18 protein-coding genes, 1 tRNA gene and 1 other RNA gene are annotated in these 22,078 nt (G+C 70.7%); 5 read left to right on the top strand and 15 right to left on the bottom strand.

The genetic code is table 11. From position 1 onward, the window contains the following. Nucleotides 1-4: 4 nt before the first annotated feature. From OIE40_RS00185 to OIE40_RS00175, 3 genes are read right to left on the bottom strand one after another with little or no spacing between them, the layout of a single operon-like run. Entirely contained in the window at nucleotides 5-928 is a 924-nt protein-coding gene (locus tag OIE40_RS00185) for an N-acetylneuraminate synthase family protein (protein WP_264698689.1), read from the bottom strand. Then, the gene (locus tag OIE40_RS00180; protein WP_264698687.1) at nucleotides 925-2,091 is read right to left on the bottom strand and encodes an acylneuraminate cytidylyltransferase; all 1,167 of its coding nucleotides are present in this window, start codon (nucleotides 2,089-2,091) and stop codon (nucleotides 925-927) included. Before OIE40_RS00180 ends, OIE40_RS00185 begins: the two co-directional genes overlap by 4 nt. Then, nucleotides 2,088-3,398, bottom strand: a complete 1,311-nt coding sequence (locus tag OIE40_RS00175) for a DUF6716 putative glycosyltransferase (RefSeq protein WP_264698684.1) — start codon at nucleotides 3,396-3,398, stop codon at nucleotides 2,088-2,090. Before OIE40_RS00175 ends, OIE40_RS00180 begins: the two co-directional genes overlap by 4 nt. A gap of 238 nt (nucleotides 3,399-3,636) precedes the next feature. On the opposite strand from OIE40_RS00175, the gene OIE40_RS00170 reads away from it, so the two are divergent. Next, on the top strand, nucleotides 3,637-4,611 hold the full coding sequence (locus tag OIE40_RS00170; protein WP_264698683.1) for a glycosyltransferase family 2 protein: 975 nt from the start codon (nucleotides 3,637-3,639) through the stop codon (nucleotides 4,609-4,611). 9 nt (nucleotides 4,612-4,620) lie between these two features. Here OIE40_RS00170 and OIE40_RS00165 read toward each other — a convergent pair whose 3' ends face one another. The 4 genes from OIE40_RS00165 to OIE40_RS00150 all read right to left on the bottom strand — a co-directional run bounded on the left by OIE40_RS00165 (nucleotide 4,621) and on the right by OIE40_RS00150 (nucleotide 8,895). Then, nucleotides 4,621-5,820 carry a phospholipase D-like domain-containing protein gene (locus OIE40_RS00165; protein WP_264698681.1) on the bottom strand — a complete coding sequence of 400 codons (1,200 nt, stop codon included), beginning with the start codon at nucleotides 5,818-5,820 and terminating at the stop codon, nucleotides 4,621-4,623. 77 nt (nucleotides 5,821-5,897) lie between these two features. After that, a complete protein-coding gene (locus tag OIE40_RS00160) occupies nucleotides 5,898-6,563 on the bottom strand; it encodes a LutC/YkgG family protein (RefSeq protein WP_264698678.1) in 666 nt (221 codons plus the stop codon). Then, entirely contained in the window at nucleotides 6,560-8,104 is a 1,545-nt protein-coding gene (locus tag OIE40_RS00155) for a LutB/LldF family L-lactate oxidation iron-sulfur protein (protein ID WP_264698676.1), read from the bottom strand. Before OIE40_RS00155 ends, OIE40_RS00160 begins: the two co-directional genes overlap by 4 nt. Beyond that, nucleotides 8,101-8,895, bottom strand: coding sequence for a (Fe-S)-binding protein (locus OIE40_RS00150; protein ID WP_264698674.1), 795 nt, complete (start codon nucleotides 8,893-8,895; stop codon nucleotides 8,101-8,103). The genes OIE40_RS00155 and OIE40_RS00150 overlap by 4 nt, the downstream gene beginning before the upstream one ends. 357 nt (nucleotides 8,896-9,252) lie before the next feature. Here OIE40_RS00150 and OIE40_RS00145 point away from each other — a divergent pair, with 357 nt between their 5' ends. Together OIE40_RS00145 and OIE40_RS00140 are read left to right on the top strand one after the other, a co-directional pair. Beyond that, entirely contained in the window at nucleotides 9,253-11,502 is a 2,250-nt protein-coding gene (locus tag OIE40_RS00145) for a glycoside hydrolase family 3 N-terminal domain-containing protein (RefSeq protein ID WP_264698672.1), read from the top strand. A gap of 22 nt (nucleotides 11,503-11,524) precedes the next feature. After that, entirely contained in the window at nucleotides 11,525-11,842 is a 318-nt protein-coding gene (locus OIE40_RS00140; protein ID WP_264698670.1) for a hypothetical protein, read from the top strand. 4 nt (nucleotides 11,843-11,846) lie between these two features. Here the strand turns inward: OIE40_RS00140 and ileS are convergent, their stop codons facing one another. From ileS to ffs, 7 genes are all read right to left on the bottom strand, one after another. Then, complete coding sequence (gene ileS / locus OIE40_RS00135) at nucleotides 11,847-14,975, bottom strand: isoleucine--tRNA ligase (RefSeq protein WP_264698669.1); 3,129 nt, start codon at nucleotides 14,973-14,975, stop codon at nucleotides 11,847-11,849. Nucleotides 14,976-15,219: 244 nt separating this feature from the next. Next, nucleotides 15,220-16,065, bottom strand: coding sequence for a hypothetical protein (locus OIE40_RS00130; protein WP_264698668.1), 846 nt, complete (start codon nucleotides 16,063-16,065; stop codon nucleotides 15,220-15,222). Nucleotides 16,066-16,189: 124 nt separating this feature from the next. Next, the gene (locus tag OIE40_RS00125; protein WP_264698666.1) at nucleotides 16,190-16,657 is read right to left on the bottom strand and encodes a hypothetical protein; all 468 of its coding nucleotides are present in this window, start codon (nucleotides 16,655-16,657) and stop codon (nucleotides 16,190-16,192) included. Between the two features lie 70 nt (nucleotides 16,658-16,727). Continuing rightward, nucleotides 16,728-17,333: a recombination mediator RecR gene (gene recR / locus OIE40_RS00120; protein ID WP_264698664.1), complete on the bottom strand. Its 606-nt coding sequence runs from the start codon at nucleotides 17,331-17,333 to the stop codon at nucleotides 16,728-16,730. A gap of 15 nt (nucleotides 17,334-17,348) precedes the next feature. Then, entirely contained in the window at nucleotides 17,349-17,720 is a 372-nt protein-coding gene (locus OIE40_RS00115; protein ID WP_264698661.1) for a YbaB/EbfC family nucleoid-associated protein, read from the bottom strand. Between the two features lie 9 nt (nucleotides 17,721-17,729). Beyond that, entirely contained in the window at nucleotides 17,730-19,916 is a 2,187-nt protein-coding gene (locus tag OIE40_RS00110) for a DNA polymerase III subunit gamma and tau (RefSeq protein WP_264698659.1), read from the bottom strand. 65 nt (nucleotides 19,917-19,981) lie between these two features. Continuing rightward, nucleotides 19,982-20,076, bottom strand: an RNA gene (ffs, locus tag OIE40_RS00105) — signal recognition particle sRNA small type. Nucleotides 20,077-20,255: 179 nt separating this feature from the next. On the opposite strand from ffs, the gene OIE40_RS00100 reads away from it, so the two are divergent. Continuing rightward, on the top strand, nucleotides 20,256-21,314 hold the full coding sequence (locus OIE40_RS00100) for a hypothetical protein (RefSeq protein ID WP_264698657.1): 1,059 nt from the start codon (nucleotides 20,256-20,258) through the stop codon (nucleotides 21,312-21,314). On the opposite strand, the gene OIE40_RS00095 is transcribed toward OIE40_RS00100, so the two are convergent. Continuing rightward, nucleotides 21,269-21,838, bottom strand: a complete 570-nt coding sequence (locus OIE40_RS00095; protein ID WP_264698655.1) for an RDD family protein — start codon at nucleotides 21,836-21,838, stop codon at nucleotides 21,269-21,271. The two genes, OIE40_RS00100 and OIE40_RS00095, sit on opposite strands and share 46 nt — an antisense overlap. A 62-nt stretch (nucleotides 21,839-21,900) precedes the next feature. On the opposite strand from OIE40_RS00095, the gene OIE40_RS00090 reads away from it, so the two are divergent. Continuing rightward, nucleotides 21,901-21,988, top strand: a tRNA-Ser gene (locus OIE40_RS00090). Nucleotides 21,989-22,078: the final 90 nt, after the last annotated feature.

Below are 22,078 nucleotides of genomic sequence, written 5' to 3'. Positions count from 1 at the left end.
CGGCTCAGGCGACCTGCTGCGCGGACGCCTCGGCCACCACGCCCGGCACCCGGCGCAGCTTGCGCATCGCCGTGTACTCACCCTCGTAGACCCGCTTCACCCCGTCGCCGAGCGCCTCCGAGATGACCCGGATGTCACGGACCAGCCGGGTCAGCCCGGCCGGCTCCAGCGACGCGGCCTGGTCCGAACCCCACATCGTGCGGTCCAGGGTGATGTGCCGCTCCACGAAACAGGCGCCCAGGGCTGCGGCCGCCACGGTGGTCTGCAGGCCGCGCTCGTGCCCGGAGTAGCCGACCGGCACATTGGGATACTCCCCCATGAGCGTGCCGATCATCCGCAGGTTCAGTTCGTCGTTCGCGGCCGGGTAGGTCGAGGTGGCATGGCACAGCAGCACGTTGCTGCTGCCCAGCACCTCCACCGCGTGCCGGATCTGCGCCGGCGTCGACATGCCGGTGGAGAGGATCACCGTCCGCCCGGACGCCCGCACCGCCCGCAGCAGGTCGTCGTCGGTCAGGCAGGCCGACGCGATCTTGTGGGCCGGCACGCCGAACCCGTCGAGGAACTCGACACTGGGCACGTCCCACGGCGAGGCGAACCAGTGAATCCCCTTGTCCTGACAGTATTCGTCGATGATCCTGTACTCGGCCTCGCCGAACTCGATCCGTTCGCGGTAGTCGATGTAGGCCATCCGGCCCCACGGGGTCTCCCGTTCGACGTCCCACTGCTGGCGCGGGGTGCAGATCCGCGGCGTCCGCTTCTGGAACTTGACCGCGTCGACGCCGGCCTCGAGCGCGACGTCGATCAGGGCCAGCGCGGTGCTGACCTCGCCGTTGTGGTTCAGGCCGATCTCGGCGGTGATGTAGACGGGGTGGCCGTGCCCGAGGGTGCGGTCACCGATGGTTCGGTCGCGGCCGGCGATGGGGATCATGGTATGAGTTCCTTTCCGAGGATCCAGGTGGCGATTTCGCGAACGGCCCCGTGCCCTCCCGGCACGGAGGTGACGAGCCGGGCGGCGTCCCGCACGACCGGGTGGGCGGAGGCGACCGCGACCGGCCAGCCGACCAGCGCGAAGCAGCCGAGGTCGTTGACGTCGTTGCCGGCGTACAGCACCCGGCCGGGGTCCACGGCCTCGCTGCTGCACCAGTCGCGCAGCACGCTGCCCTTGTCGGCGACGCCGTGCAGCACCGGCACGTTGAGCTTGCGGGCACGGGCCCGGACGACCGGGTTGGCCTCGCTGGACAGGATCAGCACCGGGATGCCCGCCCGGCGCAGCGCGGCGATGCCGAGCCCGTCGCCGCGATGCACCCTCACCTGTTCGCTGCCGTCGGAGGCGACCTGCGCCGAGTCGTCGGTCTGGGTCCCGTCGAAGTCGAGCACGACTGCGTCGATGTCCGCCCGGCCGGGCACTTGGCTGGGGCCGTCGAGCAGCGGGGCCAGGAGGCGGGCGCGGTCCAGGTCGGCCGGTTCGTCGATCTCCAGCACCCTGGCCGGGTCGGCCTCGATCAGCACGGTGCGACCGAAGAAGCGGTGCCGATGCCGCTCGAAGCCGGACGCCGTCATGGCGTACACCGCGCCGGTCTCGAGGAACTCCGGCCGGCGGTCCTGGCGACGCGGCCGGGTGGCCTGGTCGTGGTTGACCCCCGTCGCCGAGCCGTCGGGGCAGCGGCGCCACAGGAAGCCGTGGCTCGGTGCGGCGGTGAACGCCGTGTCGGCGCCTCCCCTGACGGCCGCCACACAGTCGGCGATTTCGGCGGCGGTCACGAATGGCGACGTGCACTGCACCATCAGCAGCACCTCGACGGCGAGGCCCGAATCCTCGACCTCGTCGAGCGCGTGCAGCAACGCCGCCTCGCTGGACGCCTCGTCGCCGGCCAGGGCGGCGGGGCGCCCGATGACCAGTGCGCCGGCGCGCCCGGCCACGGCGGCGATCCGGTCGTCGTCGGTCGAGACGGCGACGACGTCCACCATTCCGGACGCCTGCGCGGCCCGAATCGCGCGCACCACCAGCGGCACCCCGCCGATCGATACCAGGTTCTTGCCCGGCACCCCCTTGGAGCCGCCGCGGGCCGGGATCACCGCCAGGACCGTCACAGCCTGGCCAATCGACGCAGTGCCGGCGCGACCGTCTCGACACCCTGCCGGTAGGCGGTGCGGGCGGCCCGGCCGACCAGCGACCGCACCGCCGACTGCAGGTCGAGCAGCCGATCGTCGTCGGCCTCCAGGGCGTGCCCGTGTCCGGTCAGCTGGTACCGCCCGAGTAGCCCGGGCAGCATCCCGGCCGCGTTGTCCATCGTGTAGAAGGGCCGCAGCGGCGGGCGGACGCCGTGCGCCAGCAACTGGGCCGCCCGCTGCCGGGCCTGCTCGGCCACGTCGGAGGAACCGAGCCCGTGCGAGGCGGCCCAGCCCGGGTCGGCTGTGGGCAGGGCCCCGGCGTCCAGTTCGTTGAAGGCGGCCAGGCAGCCGGATCCGATGAAGTAGTGGTTGCCGAGCTTCTCCTTGATGCCGAAGTCGGTCAGGATCGCGGTCGGGATGCCCCGGTGCATCGCCTCGACCGCCGCCGTCGACGACACGGTGACCAGCAGGTCGGTGCGGTCGAGGACCTCGCCCATGTTGCCGTGGACAACCTGAAGGTTGTCCGGCCGCGGCACGTCGAGCCGGGCGCCGAGCACCTGGTAGGGATGGTCCTCCGGGTGGGTGGTCTGTTCGCCGATCCGGCCGCGCACCTTCAGCAGCACCTCCCGGTCGGGATGCAGCGCGGCGTGCCGGACCAGCCGGCGCACCACCAGTTCACGTTCGGCCCGGGTGCCCGGGACGCCCGGCTGAGCGGCGAAGGTGACAGTGAACCGATGCTCGTGGGGACGCACCGAATCGGGCGGGCCGAGGAACGGCAGCACCGTGGGCAGTACCACCGAGGCGTCGGCTCCCGCCCCGGCCAACAGGTCACGGAAGGTGTCGGCGTCGGCGGGCGAGTTGGCCAGGATGACGTCCGAGCCGGCACGCATCAGCAGTCCCTCGGCCTGCTTCTCATAGACCACCCCGACATAGCCGGTGATCACCAGCGGACGCCGCCCGGGCGCCGGCCAGCGCCGGGCCATGCCGTGCAGCACCGCCTGAACCGCGCCGCCCGGCAGTGCCAGGACGATGGCGTCGGCCTCCTCCAGCTCGTCGGTCTCGACGAAGTCGGGAACGGTCTCGACGACCGTTGGCCGCGCTGGCACACCGGTGTCGGCGAGCTGCCGGGGGGACGGCTCGCGACCGGAAGCCAGAAGGAGGCCGACCGGGGATGCCGCCGGGAACAGCTGCTGGGCGGTGAGATAGCCCCACTTCCAGCGGCTGTCGGTGTCGGCCAGGACCAGCACCCGGGGGGCGGGCGCGGCTTCTCGACGTCCAGCGGTCATGCCTTGACGCTAGGAGCCGCGATCGACGAGTCCGCCACGTCGAAGCGTCGCCCACGTGAACTCCCGACGGACGTCGCGAGGTCTTCGAACCCCCGGCGATTACGGAGTTCATCGAGTCGTCACACGGCTGTGTTCTGTTCGTCACCGAGCCCGGCAAGCATCGACGCGTGGTCGGATCGTGGGGGCGGATCGGTCACGCAACGGGGGACGAAGTCGTCCACGCGAGGAGTCCTGGGTCGTGAAGTTGTCGGTGATCATCCCCTGCTACAACGTGGCCGGCCAGCTACCGACGCTGGTCCGCAGCCTGCAGGGCAACCTCCGCCACGACTTCGAGTTCATCTTCGTCGAGGACTGTTCCACCGACCACACCCCGGCGGTGCTCGACCAACTCGCCGGGGACGTGCCCGGCGCCAGGGTCGTCCGGCACGACACCAACCTGGGGTTGAGTGCGGCCCGCAACACCGGCCTGGTGCACGCCGACGGCACCTACCTCACCTGGCTGGACGCCGACGACTGGCTCGGCCACGGCTATCTCGAGCAGCTGGTGCGGATGATCGAACGGCTGGGGTGCGAGTTCGTCCGCACCGACCACGTCCGGGTGACCGGACGCCGCCGCACCGTCGTCCGCTCGCCTGAGACCCGGCGCAACCTGGTGCTGCCCCCGCGCGGTGCGATCAACCCGCCCTACCGGTCGACGTCGGTGGACTACCCGGCGGCGTGGGCCGGGGCCTACCATCGTCGGCTTGCCGAGCGGGGTCTGCTCACCTTCGCCGAGAATCTGCGCACCTGCGCCGACCGGCACTGGATCTGGAGGCTGCACCGTGGTTCGGAGTCGTTCGCGACGGTCGGTCTGCTGGGCCTGTTCCACCGCCAGGGCGTCCCGGGCTCACTCAGCGAGCTCAACGACCCCCGCCACCTGCATTTCCTGGACGCCATGGCGATGGTGCTGCGCGAGACCAGCGCCGACCCCGAGGCGGGTGCACTCATCCCCAAGGCGGTGGACGCCTTCTGCGCCCTGATCAACTACCACGTCAACAAGCGGGCCCGGCTCAGCCCGTCGCTGCAGCACAGGCTGATCGAACGCAGCGTGGAGGCCCTGGAGTCGATGCCCTCCGACGTTCTCGACCAGGTGCTGGCGGGCGGTTCCCCGCGCCGCCGCACCCTGCTCACCCGGTTGCGGCGCAATCCGGATTCGCTCGGCCGGGTGGCCTGAGCAGGCCGGTCAGAACGGGTAGTTCGGGCTGGCCTTCATGATCCGCCGGAAGTTGGCCCGGAACGCGTCATGCACCGAGGCCCGGTCGATCTTCAGCCAGGTCTCGTCGTTGTGCCTTAGCGCATTCAGGGTGAAGTTGTGCGAGCCGACGAAGGCGAGCTTGCTGTCGGGCCTGCCCGCATAGTTGCCTTCCACCAGCAGGTACTTGGCGTGCATCCAACGTCCGCCGGAGCGGGCGTCGTCGACGTTGATGCGCGGGTGGTTGGCCAGCAGTCGCAGCACCTCCGCCGAGACCTCGCCGGGCTTGTTGATCGCGACATCGATCCAGCAGTCCCGATCGGCGAGCGACCGCAGCTTGCGGGCCACTTCCTCGCGGGTGAAGCCCCATACCGCGATCCGGATGATCGTGCGGTGGTTGACGCTGGTGCCGACCTTGGTGTTGCCGGTGCACCGCACCTGTTCGTCGAGGATGCGGTAGATGGTGTCGGTCTTCGGATCGTCGCTGTCACCGGTGGAGGACTTCCGCGGGAAGAAGTACGCCTTGTAGGGGCCGTCGGTGACCGTGCGGTAGTAGGACTCGTTGGTGCGGCGGGCGGCCAGGTCGCTGAAGTAGCCGACGTAGCCGCCGTAGAGCTTCGTCCGGCCCGCCACCGCTAAGGAGGCGTTCCAGGCCTCGGTGGCGTTGTCCTTCGCGACGTTCGCGGTGGACTGCACCACGACCTTCGTCTTCGAACCCATCCTGCTGAAGAGGTAGAACTTGTTGTGGCTGTAGGCGGTGCCGATGCAGCCGTTGGTGCACAGGACGATGAACGACGGCTTCGTGCGGTTGCCCCAGGCTCCGTACTTCTTCTTGATCAGCGCGGCCAGCTTCGCCAGCCCCTCGTCTCGCATCGGGTGCCTGTTGCGATCGGACTTGTCGAGCACGATCCGCACGTTCACACCGCGCTTCACCGCCTTGCGCAGCGCCGGCAGCAGGTGGGGATCCGAGCTGGCGATGCGGTACTGGGCGATCCGGATCGTCGCCCCCCGCGGGGTCGCCTTCACCATCCGGGTGATGTTCTTGCTGATCGCCCATCGGTCGGTGTCGTTGAAGACGGGCCCGAGTGTGGGGGCCGCCGCCGCGGCCGGCCGGCTGCCGGCCACGAAGGGAACGAGGGTGAGCACCAGCATCAGCGCCAGCGATGGACAGAGTCGTTTCAGCAGTCGCACGGTTCCTCCTTGAACGGGGTGGTTCTCGTGCGGCCGTCCTATCACGGGGGAGGTTCCCCCTCACCCCTGGCGACTCGTCAGCCGGCGTCGACCAGGAGCACGTGCAGGGTGCGCGGGCCGTGGACGCCCTCGACCCGGTTGAGCTCGATGTCGCTGGTGGCCGACGGACCACTGATCCAGGTCAGCGGCTGCCGCGAGTCGATGGACGCCTGCAGCCGCGCCACCGCCTCGGGCACGTCGGACACCACCTGGTCGGACCCGATCACGCACACGTGCAGGTCGGGCACCAGGGACAGCGCGCGCCGGCCCTGGTCGGCGTCGTGGTCGAGCACGATCGTGCCGGTCTCGGCGATGCCGACCCGGGACGCCGTGACGACCCCGCCGGTCGCGTCCAGTTCGCGGTGGCTGAGCACCGGATCGTCGCTGAGCACCGTGATCCCGCGACCGGCGACCGCCTCCCGCCACTGTTCGGGGGCGCCCGCCGGGATAACGACGGAGTTCACCTCGTGCTCGGCGAGCACGTCCGCGATCCGGCCGGCCAGCTCGTCGCTGGTGATCCGGTCGACGACCGCCCGGTAATCCTCGACCCGCTCGACGAACAACCCGAGCATGTCGTCGGCGGCACCCTCGGGCCGCTGGCCGTAGACCCAGTCGACCGCGATGTCCGTGCTGTCCTCGGTGCCGGGCACGTCGGCCAGCGCCGACCGGATCCGGCCGAGGATCGCTTCCCGGCTGCTGCTCATGCCTGTCCCTCCTGGTCGCCGCGCCCAGCGGTCTTCTCGCGCTTCTTCCACCAGTCCCGGAAGGTCTCGGTGGCCGGCTTCTTCATGTCGCGGGCGCCGGTCCAGCCGGCGGCCCACCCGGGGATCGGCAGCGGGCCGATCTTGCTGCCGGGCCACACCGTGCCGAACGCCTCGGCGCCCTTGCCGGCCATCCCGAACCGGCTGCCCTTGCCCATCAACCAGCCGCCGGCCTTCATCCCGATGTTCTGCAGGCTCGGCCCGGGGTTCTCCTCGACGACCTTGTTGCGCAGGTGGACCAGCACCTCGGGGATGTTGATCCGCACCGGGCACACCTCGAAGCACGCCCCGCACAGCGACGACGCGTACGGCAGTGACTTGTCGACCTCGGACGCCGTGCCGCGCAGCTGCGGGGTCAGGATCGCGCCGATCGGGCCCGGGTAGACCGAGCCGTAGGCGTGCCCGCCGACCCGCTCGTAGACGGGGCAGATGTTGAGGCAGGCCGAGCAGCGGATGCAGCGCAGCGCCTGGCGTCCGACCTCGTCGGCAAGCACCTTGGTGCGGCCGTTGTCGACCAGCACGACGTGCACCTCCTGCGGGCCGTCGCCCTCGCGCACACCGGACCACATCGAGGTGTAGGGGTTCATCCGCTCGGCGGTCGACGACCGCGGCAGCAGCTGCATGAACACCTCGAGATCGGCGAAAGTGGGCAGCGTCTTCTCGATGCCGACGATGGAGATCAGGGTCTCCGGCAGGGTCAGGCACATCCGCCCGTTGCCCTCCGACTCGACCACCACCAGGGTGCCGGTCTCGGCGATCGCGAAGTTGGCGCCCGAGACGGCGACCTTGGCCCGCATGAACTTGTCGCGCAGGTGGACGCGCGCCGCCCCGGCCAGCATGGCCGGGTCGTCGGTGAGCCCCTCGGGCGGCGGGGTGCCGTAGCGGCCCATCTCCTCGAGGAAGATCTCCCGCACCTCGGAGCGGTTGCGGTGGATCGCCGGCACCAGGATGTGGCTGGGCCGGTCGTGGCCGAGTTGGACGATCAGCTCGGCCAGGTCGGTCTCCCAGGCGGCGATCCCGGCCTCTTCGAGCGCCTCGTTGAGGTCGATCTCCTGGGTGGCCATCGACTTGACCTTGACCACCTCGTCGACGCCCTTGGAGCGGGTGATGTCGATGACGATCTGGTTGGCCTCGTCGGCGTCGTTGGCCCAGTGCACGATGGCACCGTTGGCGGTCAGGGACTCCTCGAGCTGGATGAGGTAGTCGTCCAGGTGCCGCAGCGTCCTGTTCTTGATCGCCTCGCCGGCCAGCCGCAGCTGCTCCCAGTGCGGCAACTCCTGCACCACCCGTGCCCGCTTGTTGCGGATCGTGGTGGTGGCGTGCCGCAGGTTGCTGCGCAGCTGGGCGTTGCCGAGCTCCTTCTTGGCGTTCTTGGGGAACTTCGGCATGCCGATCAGGGTGACCGGCGGCGGCGCCGGCGTCCGGCGCTCGTGCACGGCGGGCACTCCGTGGTCGGCGACGGTCTCGGTGGGTTCCGCGGTCATCGGACGCCTCCCTCACTGTTCGCGGACGTCCCGGCCTCGACCAGGTCCTCCTCGGTGCGCGCCAGGATCTCGGCCAGATGGATGGGCCGGACGCCGGCCTCCATCCGGCTGAGCAGGCCGCCCAGGTGCAGCAGGCAGGAGTTGTCGCCGGCCACCAGGTATTCCGCGCCCGTGTCGAGCACGTGCCGCACCTTGTCGGTGCCCATCGCCACCGACGTGTCGGGGTTCTTCACCGAGAAGGTGCCGCCGAAGCCGCAGCACTGGTCGGAGTCGGGCAGCTCGACGAAGGTGAGGCCGCGCACCGCCTTCAGCAGCCGGTAGGGCCGGTCGCCCACCTTGGTGACCCGCAGCGAATGGCAGGTGGAGTGGTAGGTGACGGTGTGCGGGAAATAGGCGCCGACGTCGGTGACGCCGAGCACGTCGACGATGAACTCGGACAGGTCGTAGGTCTTGGCCACGATCGCCTCGACCCGTCGTTGCAGCCCGGGGTCACCGAGCCGTCCGGCCAGCATCGGGTGCTGGTCGCGGACCGAGCCGATGCACGAGCCGGACGGCCCGACCACGTACTCGTACGACTCGAAGGTCTCGACGTAGTTGCGCACCGACGGCATCGCCTCTTTGAAGTAGCCGGTGTTGGTGAACGGCTGGCCGCAGCACGTCTGCGACAGCGGGAAGTCGACGGTGCAGCCCAGGCGCTCCAGCAGCCGGACGACGGCCTTGGGGGTGTCGGGGAACATCAGGTCGTTGATGCACGTGGCGAACAGGGCCACTGTGCCGGTTGGGGCGCTCATCGTCCTCCTCTGACGGGTGACTGGCCCCACGCCACCGTTGGGGTGACGCAGGCTCTCGTTCAGTCTCGCCGATTTGATCGCGGACCGTAAGTGATCGGATCAAACGATCGGGCGATGATCTGCCGGATCTCGTCCAGTGAGCCGACGGCGCCGTGGCTGCGGGCCTGCACGAGCACATTGCCCAACGCGGTCGCCTCCACCGGTCCCGCGACGACCGGCAGCCCGGCGGCGTCCGCGCCCTGCGCTGAGCAGCAAAGGTTGGGCCGGATCGGGCACCGACTACGGTGCCCGATCCGACCCGACGTCGCCCGGTCGTGGCAGGCTGTCCCCCGACGTCCCGCTTCGAAGGAGAACTCCGTGACCGATCTGCCCTTCCGTGACCCCTCGCTCAGCGTCGGCGAACGGGTCGAGGACCTGCTCGGCCGGCTCACCCTCGAGGAGAAGGCCGGTCAGGTCACCCAGTACTTCTACTTCGGCAGCTTCGGCCAGGACGTCGAGGCCGACTCGGCCGAGGCGCACCAGTACCTGGAATCGCCGCGCGCCGTCGAACGTGCCGTGGCCGCCGGTGGCGCCGGCTCGCTGCTGTTCGTCCGGGACGCCGCCACCGCGAACCGGCTGCAGCGGCTATCGATCGAGGGCAGCCGGCTGGGCATCCCGCTGCTGTTCGGCTTCGACGTCATCCACGGCCTGCGGACGATCATGCCGGTGCCGATCGCGCAGGCCGCCTCGTGGGACCCGGCCCTGATCGAAGAGGGTGAGGCGGTCGCGGCCCGCGAGGCCCGCGCCGTCGGCATCCACTGGACCTTCGCCCCGATGGTCGACATCGCCCGCGACCCGCGCTGGGGGCGCATCGTCGAGGGCGCCGGCGAGGACCCGTGCCTGGGCGCGGCCGTCGCCGCCGCGCACGTCCGCGGGTTGCAGGGCGAGTTCGGCGCCGAGTCGGTGCTTGCCGGCCCGAAACACTTCGCGGGCTACGGCGCCGCCCGCGGCGGTCGTGACTACGAGGACGCGGACATCTCCGATTCCGAGCTGTGGAACGTCTACCTGCCCCCCTTCGCCGCGGCGGTCGAGGCGGGCGCGGCCAACATCATGAGCGCCTACATGGACCTCAACGGCGTCCCCGCCTCGGGAAACCGCTGGCTGCTCACCGACGTGCTGCGCGGCGAGTTCGGCTTCGACGGCTTCGTGGTGTCGGACGCCAACGCCGTCCGCTCCCTGGTCACCCAGCACTTAGCCCGCGACCTGCCCGACGCCGGCGCCCGCGCGATGAACGCCGGGCTCGACCTCGAGATGACGATGGAGGACCCCGCCTACGCCCACCTGCCCGCCGCCGTCGAGCAGGGCCTGGTCAGCGAGGCGACCGTCGACGAGGCGGTGCGCCGGGTGCTGACCGCGAAGTTCCGGCTCGGTCTGTTCGAACGCCCCTACGCCGACGAGGCGGCCACCGCGTCCGTGCTGGACGACCCGGGCCACCGGCAGGTCGCCCGGCGGGCCGCGGAACGGACAGCGGTCCTGCTGAAGAACGACGGTGTGCTGCCGCTGACCGCCGAGGCCCGGACGATCGCGGTGATCGGTCAGCTGGCCGACTCGCCGCGCGACATCCTCGGGCCCTGGTCGTTCGACTACAACGCCGCCGAGACGGTCACCATCCTGGACGGCATTCGCTCGCGGGCGGCGTCCGGCAAGGTGAAGTACACCCCGGGCGTGGGCATCGCCGAACGGCTGTTCGGGTCGATGTTCGACGCGATGGAGTCGGCCCTGGACGCCACGGCGCCCGACCACGACGACGATGCGGAGCTCGAGGCCGCGGTGGCCCTGGCCCGGGAGAGCGACGTGGCCGTGGTAGTGCTCGGCCAGCGCCAGAACCAGATCGGCGAGAAGGCGTCCACCGACACCCTGGACCTGCCGGGACGCCAGCTCGAGCAGCTGCAGGCGATCGTCGCCACCGGGACGCCGACCGTGGCGCTGCTGATGTCCGGACGCCCCCTCGACCTGCGCTGGGCCGACGAGCACGTGCCGGCGATCCTGCAGGTGTGGTACCCGGGTACGCGCGGTGGCGAGGCGACGGCGGCGCTGCTGTTCGGCGACGTCTCCCCCGGCGGCAAGTTGCCGTTCAGCTGGCCCCGGCACGTCGGTCAGGTGCCGGTCATCCACTCGCACTACCGCACCTTCCAGCCCGAGGAGGCCGACAGGCGGTACTGGGGCGAGGCGTCCACCCCGCTCTACCCGTTCGGGCACGGGTTGTCCTACGCCGACTTCTCCTACGCCGACCTGCGGCTGTCGGCCGAGTCGGTGGCCGTCGGTGACACCGTGCAGGTGTCGGTCGACGTCAGCAACAACTCGGAGGTGGACGGCGACGAGGTCGTGCAGCTGTACATACACCAGCGCTACGGCACGTCGTCGCGTCCGCTGCGCGAGCTGAAGGCGTTCGAGCGGGTGACGATCGGCGCCGGCCGGACCCGGACGGTCAGCTTCGATCTCGGCCCCGACCAGTTGCGGTACTGGAGCGCCGTCACCCGCGACTGGGTGCAGGACGCCACCGAGATCGAGATCTATGTCGGCACCGACTCGACCGCCGAGCTGGGAGCCGTGCTGAGGGTCGGCTGAGGTGGGCGCCTAGCATTGACGGGTGACCACCAACCCGCCCACCGACGATCCGGAGGAGCAGCGCTGGCAGCAGCCACCGTTCCAGCCCGAGCCGGAAACGCAGCACGGTCCGCTGAGAGGACCGGTGCTGGTGCCGGGCAGGGGCGTGGCCGTGCCGCCACCGTCGTCGTTCGAGGCGGTGCTCTCGGCGCTGGCCAAGCTGGTCTGGCCGGTGGCGATCCTGCTGGCCATCTTCACCAAGTTGTCGTTCTGGCCGGTACTGCTCGTCGCGATCGTGCTGAGCACCGTGCTCGGCGCGCTGAGGAACAACCTCAGGCAGCGCCGGCTCGGTCGGCGCTGACCGCTCAGGCCCTGGCGATGGCGAAGCTCAGGCCCAGATCCTGATCCGTGGCCCACTCGGCGTCCGGCGTTCCCTCGGTCACCGACGTGGCCAGCACCTCGGCGGCGATCAGGTCGCCCTGAGCCCGGATCGCCTCGGCCAACTCGCCCTGTGCCGACCAGGCCAGCGTGATCCGGTCCGACACCTCCAGCCCGGACGCCTTGCGGCGCTCCTGCACCAACCGGACGACCTCGCGGGCCAGGCCGGCCCGGACCAGTTCGGGCGTCAGCTCGAGATCGAGCGCGACGGTCTCGCCCTGCTCGTTCACCACCGACCAGCCCTCGCGCGGACGCTCCGAGACGATCACCTCCTCGGCGCTCACCTCGACCCCGTCCACGGTCGCCGTCCCGGACGCCGCCAGTTGGGCCGCCAACGCGGCCGCGTCGGTGGCGGCGATGGCTGCGGCCACCTTTGGGGTCTCCTTGCCGAACCGGCGTCCCAGCGCCCGGAAGTTGCCCTTCGCCGAGTAGTCGACCAGGTCACCGGCCGAGGCGAACGACTCCACCGCCAACACGTTGAGCTCGGCGGCGATCTCGGCGACCAGGTCGGCGTCCAGCTTCGCGAACGAGCTGGACGGCACCAGCACCCGCGACAGCGGCTGCCGGGTCTTCACCCGGGCCTCGGCACGGGCCGACCGCCCCAGCTCGACCAGGCGGCGGGTCAGCTTCATCGCTTCGTCGAGGCCGGTGTCGATCAGGGCCTCGTCGGGCGTCGGCCACGACGCCAGGTGCACCGACTCGGGCGCGCCGGCGTCCGTGGCGACGACCAGGTCCTGCCAGACCCGCTCGGTGATGAACGGGGCCAGCGGGGCCATCAGCCGGGTGACCACGTCGAGGGTGTCGTGCAGGGTCTGCAGCGCGCCCGCGTCGCCCTCCCAGAACCGGCGCCGGCTACGCCGGACGTACCAGTTGGACAGGTCGTCGACGAAGTCGGCGATCAGCGTGCCGTAGCGCTGGGTGTCGAACGTCTCCAGCGCCGCGGTGACCTCGCGGACCAGTCCGGTGCGCCGTGACACCAGCCACCGGTCGAGCACATGACCGGACGCCCCGGCCGGCGAGGCGGCCGGCGTCCAGCCGTTGGTGCGGGCGTACAGGGCCTGGAAGGCGACCGAGTTCCAGTACGTCAGCAGCACCTTGCGGACCGTCTCGGTGATCGTCACGTCGCCGACCCGGCGGGCAGCCCAGGGCGAGCCGCCGGCGGCCATGAACCAGCGCACCGCGTCCGCACCGTGGGTGTCCATCAGCGGGATCGGTTCGAGGATGTTGCCCAGATGCTTGCTCATCTTGCGGCCGTCCTCGGCCAGGATGTGCCCCAGACACAGCACGTTGCGGTACGACGAGGCGTCGAAGACCAGCGTGCCGACGGCCATCAGCGAGTAGAACCAGCCGCGGGTCTGGTCGATGGCCTCGCAGATGAAGTCGGCTGGGTAGGCGGTGCCGAACGCCTCCTTCGATCCTTCGGCCCACGGGTAGCCCCACTGCGCGAACGGCATCGACCCCGAGTCGAACCAGGCGTCGATCACCTCGGGCACGCGGTGCGCGGTCTCCTTGCAGTGCGGGCAGGGGAAGGTGACCTCGTCGACGAACGGCCGGTGCGGATCGAGCGCCGACTGGTCCGATCCGCTCAGCTCCGACAGCTCCGCCCGCGACCCGACGCAGGTCAGGTGGTCATTGCCGCAGCGCCAGATCGGCAGCGGCGTGCCCCAGTAGCGGGAACGGGACAGTGCCCAGTCGATGTTGTTGTTCAGCCAATCGCCGTACCGGCCCCACTTGATGTGCTCGGGGTACCAGTTGGTGCCCTCGTTTTCACGCAGCAGGGCGTCCTTGATCTGGGTGGTGCGGATGTACCACGACGGCTGCGCGTAGTAGAGCAGGACGGTGTGGCAACGCCAGCAGTGCGGGTAGCTGTGCTCGTAGTCGAGCACCCGGTACATCAGTCCGCGTTCGACGAGGTCGGCCACCAGCGTCTTGTCGGCGGTCTTGAAGAACACCCCACCGACCAGCGGCACGGACTCCTCGAAGGTGCCGTCGGGGCGGATCGGGTTGACCATCGGCAGGCCGTAGGCGCGGCAGACGGCCATGTCCTCCTCGCCGAAGGCGGGCGCCTGGTGCACCAGACCGGTGCCGTCCTCGGTGGTGACGTAGTCGGCCAGCACCACGTAGTGGGTGCCGCCCACGACGTCCGGGAAGTCGATCAGGTCGAACGGACGCTGGTAGGTCCACAGCTCGAGTTCCTTGCCACCGATCCTCGCCTCGATCTGCCAGCCCTCGCCGAGCACCTTCTCGACCAGCGGCTCGGCGACGATCAGGGTCTCGGGCTCGGGGGCGTCCACCTTGCTGGCGACGACGTAGGTGACGTCCGGGTGCACCGCGACGGCCGTGTTGGAGACCAGCGTCCAGGGGGTCGTCGTCCACACCAGCAGGGACGCCTTGCCGGCCCACGGGCCCGACGTCAGCGGGAAGCGGACGTAGACGCTCGGGTCGACGACGTCCTCGTAGCCCTGGGCGAGTTCGTGGTCGGACAGCGTGGTGCCGCAGCGCGGGCAGTAGGGGGCGACCCGGTAGTCCTCGACGAGCAGGCCGCGGTCGAAGATCTGCTTCAGGGCCCACCACACCGACTCGACGAACGAGGGGTCCATCGTCCAGTACGCCTCGTCGAGATTCACCCAGTAGCCCATCCGGCGGGTGAGCTCGCTGAACTCGTGCACGTGCCGGCTGACTGACTCGCGGCACTTGGCGTTGAACGCCTCGATGCCGTACTGCTCGATGTCGGGTTTGCCGTTGAAGCCGAGTTCGGTTTCGACGGCCAGTTCGACCGGCAGGCCGTGGCAGTCCCAGCCGGCCTTGCGGTCGACGTGGAAGCCCTGCATGGTCTTGAACCGCGGGAAGACGTCCTTGAACACGCGGGCCTCGATGTGGTGCGTGCCGGGGGTGCCGTTCGCGGTCGGCGGGCCTTCGTAGAAGGTCCAGGCCGGCCCGCCCTCGGTGGCCGCCAGCGATTTGGCGAACGTATCGCGGGCGTCCCACAGGTCGAGGATCTCGTGTTCCAGCGCGGGCAGGTCGACCTGCGGGGGAACCGGGCGGTACTGCGTCATCGGTGCGTTCCTTCGTCTGCTGCTTCGCGCCGGGTGCCCGGCACGACGACGAAGGGACGAGGCGGACCCCGCGGTACCACCCTTCTTGGCCGCCCATGGGGCGACCCGCTCGTGTTGCGCCGCGGCCGGTTCTAGTGAGCGTTCCGGTGCGGAACGCCGTTCTTCCGGCAGCTCCGGGGTGATGGCCCCATCGATGCCCTGCGACGACCGACCATGGTAGCGCCTGGCGCGGCGGGCGTGGAACTCAGCCCAGCGCGACGCCGCCCGCCAGCGCCAGTCCGGCACCGACCACGACGGCCAGGCCGATCAGGCCGGCCACCGGGACCGGCCTGACCTCCAGCGGCTCCTCGAGTTCCAGCACCCGGTTGAGCAGCAGCAGCGACAGCGGGGCGAACGCGGTGAAGGCGGGCAGTGCGAACAGCACCAGGACCTCATCGACCGGGCCGGCGCCCAGGTCGGACGCCTTCACCTGCGCCACGGTGAGTTCGGCCCAGGCGAGCAGCAGTCCCGCCGGGACGGCGACCAGCCACGGGTACAGGCTGAAGCAGAGCAGCCGCGCCAGGCCGCGTCCGCACAACCTGGTGGAGTGGATCGCCCACTCGCGGGCGACGCTGAACACTCCCAACACGCCGAAGACGCCGGCCACCCAGGCCAGCCAGCCGGGGGCTCCCAACTCGGTGAGCGCACGCGCCAGGTCGCCGCCGATCGGGGCCAGCAGCAACTGGACGGTGGCCAGCATCAGCGACGAGCAGGCCGTCCAGATCCACAGCAGATGGGCGAAGTCGCCCCGGTAGCGGAACGGCTGCAGGATCTGCATCGCCATGCCGACGAGCAGGCTCAGCAGCGGGCCGGTGAGGGCCGCAACGGCGGCATCCCTACCGGTCAGCGGCGGCAGATGCCGGACGCCGAACGCGAACAACTCCGAACGGCCGCCCAGCAATGCCCCGGCCACCCATTGGCCGAGGTTGTGCAGGAGTACGGCGATCGCGCCGCCCAGCAGCAGCGCGACGACGCTGTTGAGCACGACCGCGGCGATGCCAGCGCGTCCGGAACCGGCAGCGGCTGCGTCGGAGGGTGTGGCGGTCGCCATGCGGGGGAACGTAGCACGACCCCCGAGCGACCGGACGCGGCACCCGCCGCGCACCCCCCCATGGTTGATCCACATCGGGCACCGTAGTCAGTGCCCGATGTGGATCAACGTCAGCGGCCGGAGCTCAGACTGGCGACTGGGGCGGCCGCGGCGCGTCGGTGTCGGGGCCGGCCGGGTGCGGCGGAGCGGTCGGATGGTCGGCGACGGGCGGCATCGGCGGGCCGTCGGGGCCCGGCGGGGTGTGCGGGCTGTGCGGCGGCTGCTGGAAGGGCGGGAACCGGTTGCCGGTCAGCGCATCGCGGCGGGCCTGGTAGTCGTCGATCTCGATCTCGCTGCGAGCCAGCCGTTCGTCGAGGATCCGCAGGGCCTCGTGCGGGCCGGGGCCGTGCGGCGGGGCGCCCGGCTCGTGCCGCGGGCCGCGCGGGCCGGGGCCGTGGTGGCCGGGACCGAAGGGCCGCTTGGGCAGCAGGCCCTTCTTGCGGGCGATCCGCAGCGCCAGGAACAGCAGTCCCAGCAGCACCGCGAAGAACAGCGCCAGGCAGATCATGCCGCCGATCAGGTGTAGGAAGTGGAAGCCTCCGCGTGGACCCATGAGCGTCTCCTCGAAAAGTCGTCGTTGACGACCATGGTGCGCCCCCGGGCCAAACGCCGATGCCCTGGCGTCAGCTGGCGGCGCCGAGCGTGCGGCGTCCGGAGAAGGCGCGGCCCAGGGTGACCTCGTCGGCGTACTCGAGGTCGCCGCCGACCGGCAGCCCGGACGCCAGCCGCGAGACCGTGACCCCCATCGGCATCAGCAGCCGGGACAGGTAGGTGGCGGTCGCCTCACCCTCGAGGTTGGGGTCGGTGGCCAGGATCACCTCGGTGACCGTGCCGTCGCCCAGCCGCATCACCAGCTCACGGATGTGCAGGTCGCCGGGACCCACGTTGTCGATCGGAGAGATGGCCCCGCCCAGGACGTGGTACAGCCCGCGGAACTCGTTGGTGCGTTCGATCGCCATCACGTCCTTGGATTCCTCCACGACGCAGATGGTGGTCTGGTCGCGACGGGCGTCGCGGCAGATGCGGCACCGCTCGGCCTCGGAGATGTTGAAGCAGCGCTCGCAGAACCGCACCTTCTCGGTGACGTGCCGCAGGGCGTCCGCGAGGCGTTCGACGTCGGCCTTGTCGGTGGTCAGGATGTGGAAGGCGATCCGTTGCGCGCCCTTGGGGCCGATGCCTGGCAGCCGGGCCAACTCGTCGATCAGGTCCTGGATCGGACCCTCGAACACCGCGCTACCCCCGGCTCACTGGCCGGGAATGCCCGGCAGGCCGCCCAGCCCGCCCAGGTCGGGCATTTGCGGCATGGACGACTCGGCGAGGATCGACACCTTCTTGTTGGCGTCGCGCACCGCGGCCACGATCAGGTCGCCCAGGGTGGACGGGTCGTCCTCGTCCCACGCCTCGGGCTTGATGTCGACGGCCAGCAGTTCGCCGGCGCCGTTGACGGTGACCTCGACCAGGTCACCCCCGGCCGATCCGCGCACCTGCTTGGCGGCCAGCTCCTCCTGGGCACGCTGCAGCTGTGACTGCATGGCCTGCGCCTGCGCCAGCAGCGCGTTCATGTCGAATCCCTGCTCGCCGAACATCGTGCTCCTATCAGCTTCCCGGCGCACCATGCTACCGGGCTAACCGGGGGTCGCCGCGCCGGGCTCCTCCTCGGCGATCAGTTCGGCGCCCAGGTGCTTGGCCAGCAACTCGTGGTTGCCGTGCTCGTCGTCGAGCACCGCGTCGTCCCGATCGGGCTCCTCGTCGACCGGTTCGGGCTCCCTGGCCGTCGAGGTGGGCTTGAGGTTCTGCCGGGCCTCGGCCGCGGCGTCCGGACGGGCCGGCGAGACCGCCGCCACCGGCGCCGTCGCGGGCGGCGGCTGCGCTGCGGGCGGTGCCTGGTCACCGGGCCCGGCGTCCAGGACTCGGATCGTCACCTGGGTGGCGGTGACGGCGAGGATCGCCTCCTTCAGGACGTCCTCACTGCCGCCGCGGCCGAAGCTGTCCCGGGCGCCGGGGTTGCCGATGCCGAGGGTGAGGACGCCGTCGACCACGTCGACCACGTGCGCGTTCTGGCTGAGCAGGATCCAGGTGAACCGCCGGCGGTTCTTCACCTCGCTGAGGATGTCGGGCCAGAACCTGCGGAAGTCGACGGTGCTCAACGCCGTCGCGGGGGCCGCGGGCTCGGGTGCAACGGCCGCTTGCGGGGCGGGTTCCGCCGGGACGGGCCGCCGGCTGCGGGGTTCCGGTTGCGCGGTCTCCGACTGCGAGGTTTCCGGTTGCCGGGTTTCCGCCCGCGCGGTTGTCGGCTGCGCGGCTTCCGGGTTCCGGGTCTCGGACTGCCGGGTTTCCGGCTGCCGGGTTTCCGGCTGCGGGGCGGGTCGAGGCTGGGACTGCTGCGCGGGCCGGGCCTGCCGCGACGGCTGGGCATCCGGTGGGCGTTGTGCCTGCCGCGACGGCTCGGGCGCGGCCGGTCCGGCGTCCGCGGCCACCGGGGCGGTCGAGACGGCCTCGGGCGCGGTCATGTCCAGCCGGCGTTCCAGCCGGTCGAGCCGGGCGTGGACGCCGCGGTCACCCGCGTCGGCCGCCGGCAGCAGCACCCGGGCGCACATCAGTTCCAGGTGCAGGCGAGGTGCGGTCGTGCCACGCATCTCGGTCAGGCCCACGGCGATCACCTCGGCGGCCCGGGTCAACTCGCCGGGGCCCATCGCGGTGGCCTGGCCCTGTAGCCGGTCGGCCTGGTCGGCGGCGACGTCGACCAGGCCGGAGCTGAGGGCGTCCGGCACGGCGGCCACGATGATCAGGTCGCGCAACCGGCGCAGCAGGTCCTCGGCGAAGCGGCGCGGATCCTGGCCGACCTCGATGACCTTGTCGATGGACGCGAACACGCCGTTGGCGTCACCGGCGGCGAAGGCGTCCATGATCTCGTCGAGCAGGGCATCGGGGGTGTACCCGAGCAGCGCGGCGGCCTGCGAGTAGGTGACGCCGTCGGCGCCGGCACCGCCGAGCAACTGGTCGAGCACCGACAGCGAGTCGCGCACCGATCCGGCACCCGCCCGGACCACCAGCGGCAGCGCCGCGGCGTCGACGTTGACCCCCTCGGCCTCGCACAGCGAGCCCAGGTAGGCCGACAGCGTCTTGGGCGGCACCAGCCGGAACGGGTAGTGGTGGGTGCGCGAACGGATGGTGCCGATCACCTTGTCGGGCTCGGTGGTGGCGAAGATGAACTTGACGTGCGGCGGCGGCTCTTCGACGACCTTGAGCAGGGCGTTGAAGCCCGCCGTGGTGACCATGTGCGCCTCGTCGACGATGTAGATCTTGTAGCGGCTCGACACCGGGGCGAAGAAGGCGCGTTCGCGCAGGTCGCGGGCGTCGTCGACGCCGCCGTGGCTGGCCGCGTCGATCTCGATGACGTCGATCGACCCCGACCCGCCGCGGGCCAGGTCACGGCAGGACTGGCACTCGCCGCAGGGCACCGGACCGGGGCCCTTCTCGCAGTTCAGCGCGCGAGCCAGGATGCGCGCCGAGGTGGTCTTGCCGCAGCCGCGCGGCCCGGAGAACAGGTAGGCGTGGTTGACCCGGTTGTTGGTCAGTGCCCGCTGCAGCGGCTCGGTGACGTGCTCCTGGCCGATGACGTCGGCGAAGGTGTCGGGGCGGTAGCGCCGGTACAGCGCGAGCGGCGCCTCGGGTCGCCCGACGGCGACCGGTGGGGCGGGCTCGGCGTCGACGGGCGGGGCACCGAACAGGTCGGGGCCGTCCTGGTCGAACGTTTCGGGCTCGTCGAACGGTTCCTCGGCCTCGAACAGTTCGTCGCGCTCGTCGTCCACGAGTGGCACCTTACGTGCTGGGTAGGACAACTATCGAGCCGGGCGGCGGCAGCCGGACGGGGACGTGCAGGGGTCCCCGCGCACCCGGAAGAGCTCACTTACCCTTGCTGCCTTTCGGCCCTGGGGGAGTTGGGCGAGGTAACGCCGCGCGGGGACCTTGGGCCCCAGTGTAGGGGACGTCACAGCGCCCACCGAACCGGCCCGTTGCCCCCGTCGAGGCTGCCCGGGTGCTCGAGGCGCTGCCGCCGCAGCAACGCCGGGTGATCGTGCTGCGCTACTCCACGACCTGTCCGAGGCCGAGACCGCCGCCGCGCTGAGAATCAGAGCCGGCGCGGTGCGATGATCGCGATCGAGGAGCAGCTCCGTGGGGACCTGCAGCTAGCCGCGAACACCGTCGAGGACGAGCTGGACGTGGACGCCCTGCTGGCGACCGGACGCCGCCGGCGAACCGCACGGACCGCGCGCCGGCTGGCCGGCGTGGCCGCTCTCGCCGTGGTCGCCTCGCTGGTGAGTTGGGCTGGGCTGGGTGGCCACCTGACCGGCGATGTCCCGGTGCTGGCCACACCGCGACCCGCCACACCCTCGGCGTCCGCCTCGGTGGGAAGCGAGGACACCGTGGTCTTCGGCGACGGTACCGACGTGCCGGAAGGAGCCGGGGCCACTCGGATCGCGGCGAGCGCGACCGTGACCGGCACCGGCTACGAAGTGGAGTTCACCGTCACCCGGCCCGACGGCACGACAGTCACCGAGCACCGCGTGACCAACGGTCGGGAGTTGACCTGGACGCAGCTGGGGCCGCGGCTCGTCGTCACCTTCCTGCCCCACCGCTACGACTGGATCTCGTTTCGACGCCCGTCGGTCGACGACTTCAACGGGGTGAGCTTCGACCAGCGGACCTACAACGACCTGGACGCCACCGCCGGCTACCTGGTCGCGGACGCCGACGGCGAGTTCCCCGGGGTCGACGGCTACCTGTGGCGCTGGCAGGGCGGTCCGATGTACAACCAGCTCGGCGAGGTCGCGCCCACCCTGACGCTGACCCTGCACCGGACGGGACGCACCGCCGTGATCTATTCCGACCGCTCGCTCGACGTCGTGGGCATCACCGAGGACGGTCACTTCGGCGAACGGGTCGACCAACCGAAGGCCGTGCAGACACTCGCGGGGTGGTCGAGCGAGGCGAACGGTCTCGCGGTGGGAGCCGTCGTGCTGCCGACCGGGGCGAGCGACGCGGTGGTGACGTCCGCCGGCGAGGGCCTGGAGACGGCGTCCGGAACGTTGGACGGCAGGCTGGTGGTGCTGGCCGCGGCCCGGATGCCGAAGGCCGAGCAGCGGGTGTTCTCGTCGCTCACCTACACCGACGTCGACGGAGGCCGCGTGACCAAACGGTTCGACTGAGCCGTTGTGATCACCCGGGTGCCGGCCAACCGGTCGTGCAACGCCCGGCGCTGGGGATCGCGGGCGGCCATCACAATGGTCGCGATGAGCAGCAGCCAGGAGGCGACGTAGCAGGCGATCGCGACCCCGAACTGCTGATCGAGCATGAACCGGGACACGCCCAGATGCGCGAGTTGCCAGGGCAGCAGCTTGACGACGTTGCGCAGCGCGATTCGCGGCCAGGGCGCCCGTCCTCCGTCGGCGGCCTGGACGGCCAGGTGCTGAACCCGCTTGCCCAACGTCCCGGCCGCTTCGGACGCCTCGGTCAGGCTCAGATACAGCCACACCGGGAACACCGTGGCACCGAGCACGATCACGTCGGTCGCCAGCAGGTCCTGCCGCCCGGTGAGCGGCGGCAGGAACGGCGCGATGACGAAGGAGAAACCGGTGAGCACCAGCAACCAGGCCGCGATCACCAGATAGTCGACGAGGCTCGCCAGGATCCGCTGCTTCCAGCCGGGGCGGGTCTGCATCGAGGCTTCCATCGGTTCAGTGAAGCAGGTCACCGGTTTGGCCCCGGTCACAGGCTCCCGGTATTCTCTCCGACGGAGGATTCGCCTAGAGGCCTATGGCGCTCGCTTGGAAAGCGGGTTGGGTTCACACCCTCACGAGTTCGAATCTCGTATCCTCCGCCACTGCTGTTCCTGCTCTGGCTAGGGGTGAAACCTCTGTTTGAGAGGTTGCACGTCGACCCAACGGCCATCTCGTGCGCTAAATGTGCGCTA

The sequence above is a fragment of the Micropruina sonneratiae genome (assembly GCF_025972045.1).
GTDB lineage: Bacteria > Actinomycetota > Actinomycetes > Propionibacteriales > Propionibacteriaceae > Micropruina > Micropruina sonneratiae.
The sequence above is the reverse complement of the archived record's forward strand: the minus strand, read 5'-3'. Positions and strand labels throughout refer to the sequence as shown.

Coding starts and splice junctions, on each gene's coding strand:
- OIE40_RS00185 (WP_264698689.1), bottom strand. CDS start 928: ATGATCCCCATCGCCGGCCGCGACCGAACCATCGGTGACCGCACCCTC.
- OIE40_RS00175 (WP_264698684.1), bottom strand. CDS start 3,398: ATGACCGCTGGACGTCGAGAAGCCGCGCCCGCCCCCCGGGTGCTGGTC.
- OIE40_RS00160 (WP_264698678.1), bottom strand. CDS start 6,563: ATGAGCAGCAGCCGGGAAGCGATCCTCGGCCGGATCCGGTCGGCGCTG.
- OIE40_RS00155 (WP_264698676.1), bottom strand. CDS start 8,104: ATGACCGCGGAACCCACCGAGACCGTCGCCGACCACGGAGTGCCCGCC.
- OIE40_RS00150 (WP_264698674.1), bottom strand. CDS start 8,895: ATGAGCGCCCCAACCGGCACAGTGGCCCTGTTCGCCACGTGCATCAAC.
- ileS (WP_264698669.1), bottom strand. CDS start 14,975: ATGACGCAGTACCGCCCGGTTCCCCCGCAGGTCGACCTGCCCGCGCTG.
- OIE40_RS00130 (WP_264698668.1), bottom strand. CDS start 16,065: ATGGCGACCGCCACACCCTCCGACGCAGCCGCTGCCGGTTCCGGACGC.
- OIE40_RS00125 (WP_264698666.1), bottom strand. CDS start 16,657: ATGGGTCCACGCGGAGGCTTCCACTTCCTACACCTGATCGGCGGCATG.
- OIE40_RS00115 (WP_264698661.1), bottom strand. CDS start 17,720: ATGGTGCGCCGGGAAGCTGATAGGAGCACGATGTTCGGCGAGCAGGGA.
- OIE40_RS00100 (WP_264698657.1), top strand. CDS start 20,256: ATGATCGCGATCGAGGAGCAGCTCCGTGGGGACCTGCAGCTAGCCGCG.
- OIE40_RS00095 (WP_264698655.1), bottom strand. CDS start 21,838: ATGGAAGCCTCGATGCAGACCCGCCCCGGCTGGAAGCAGCGGATCCTG.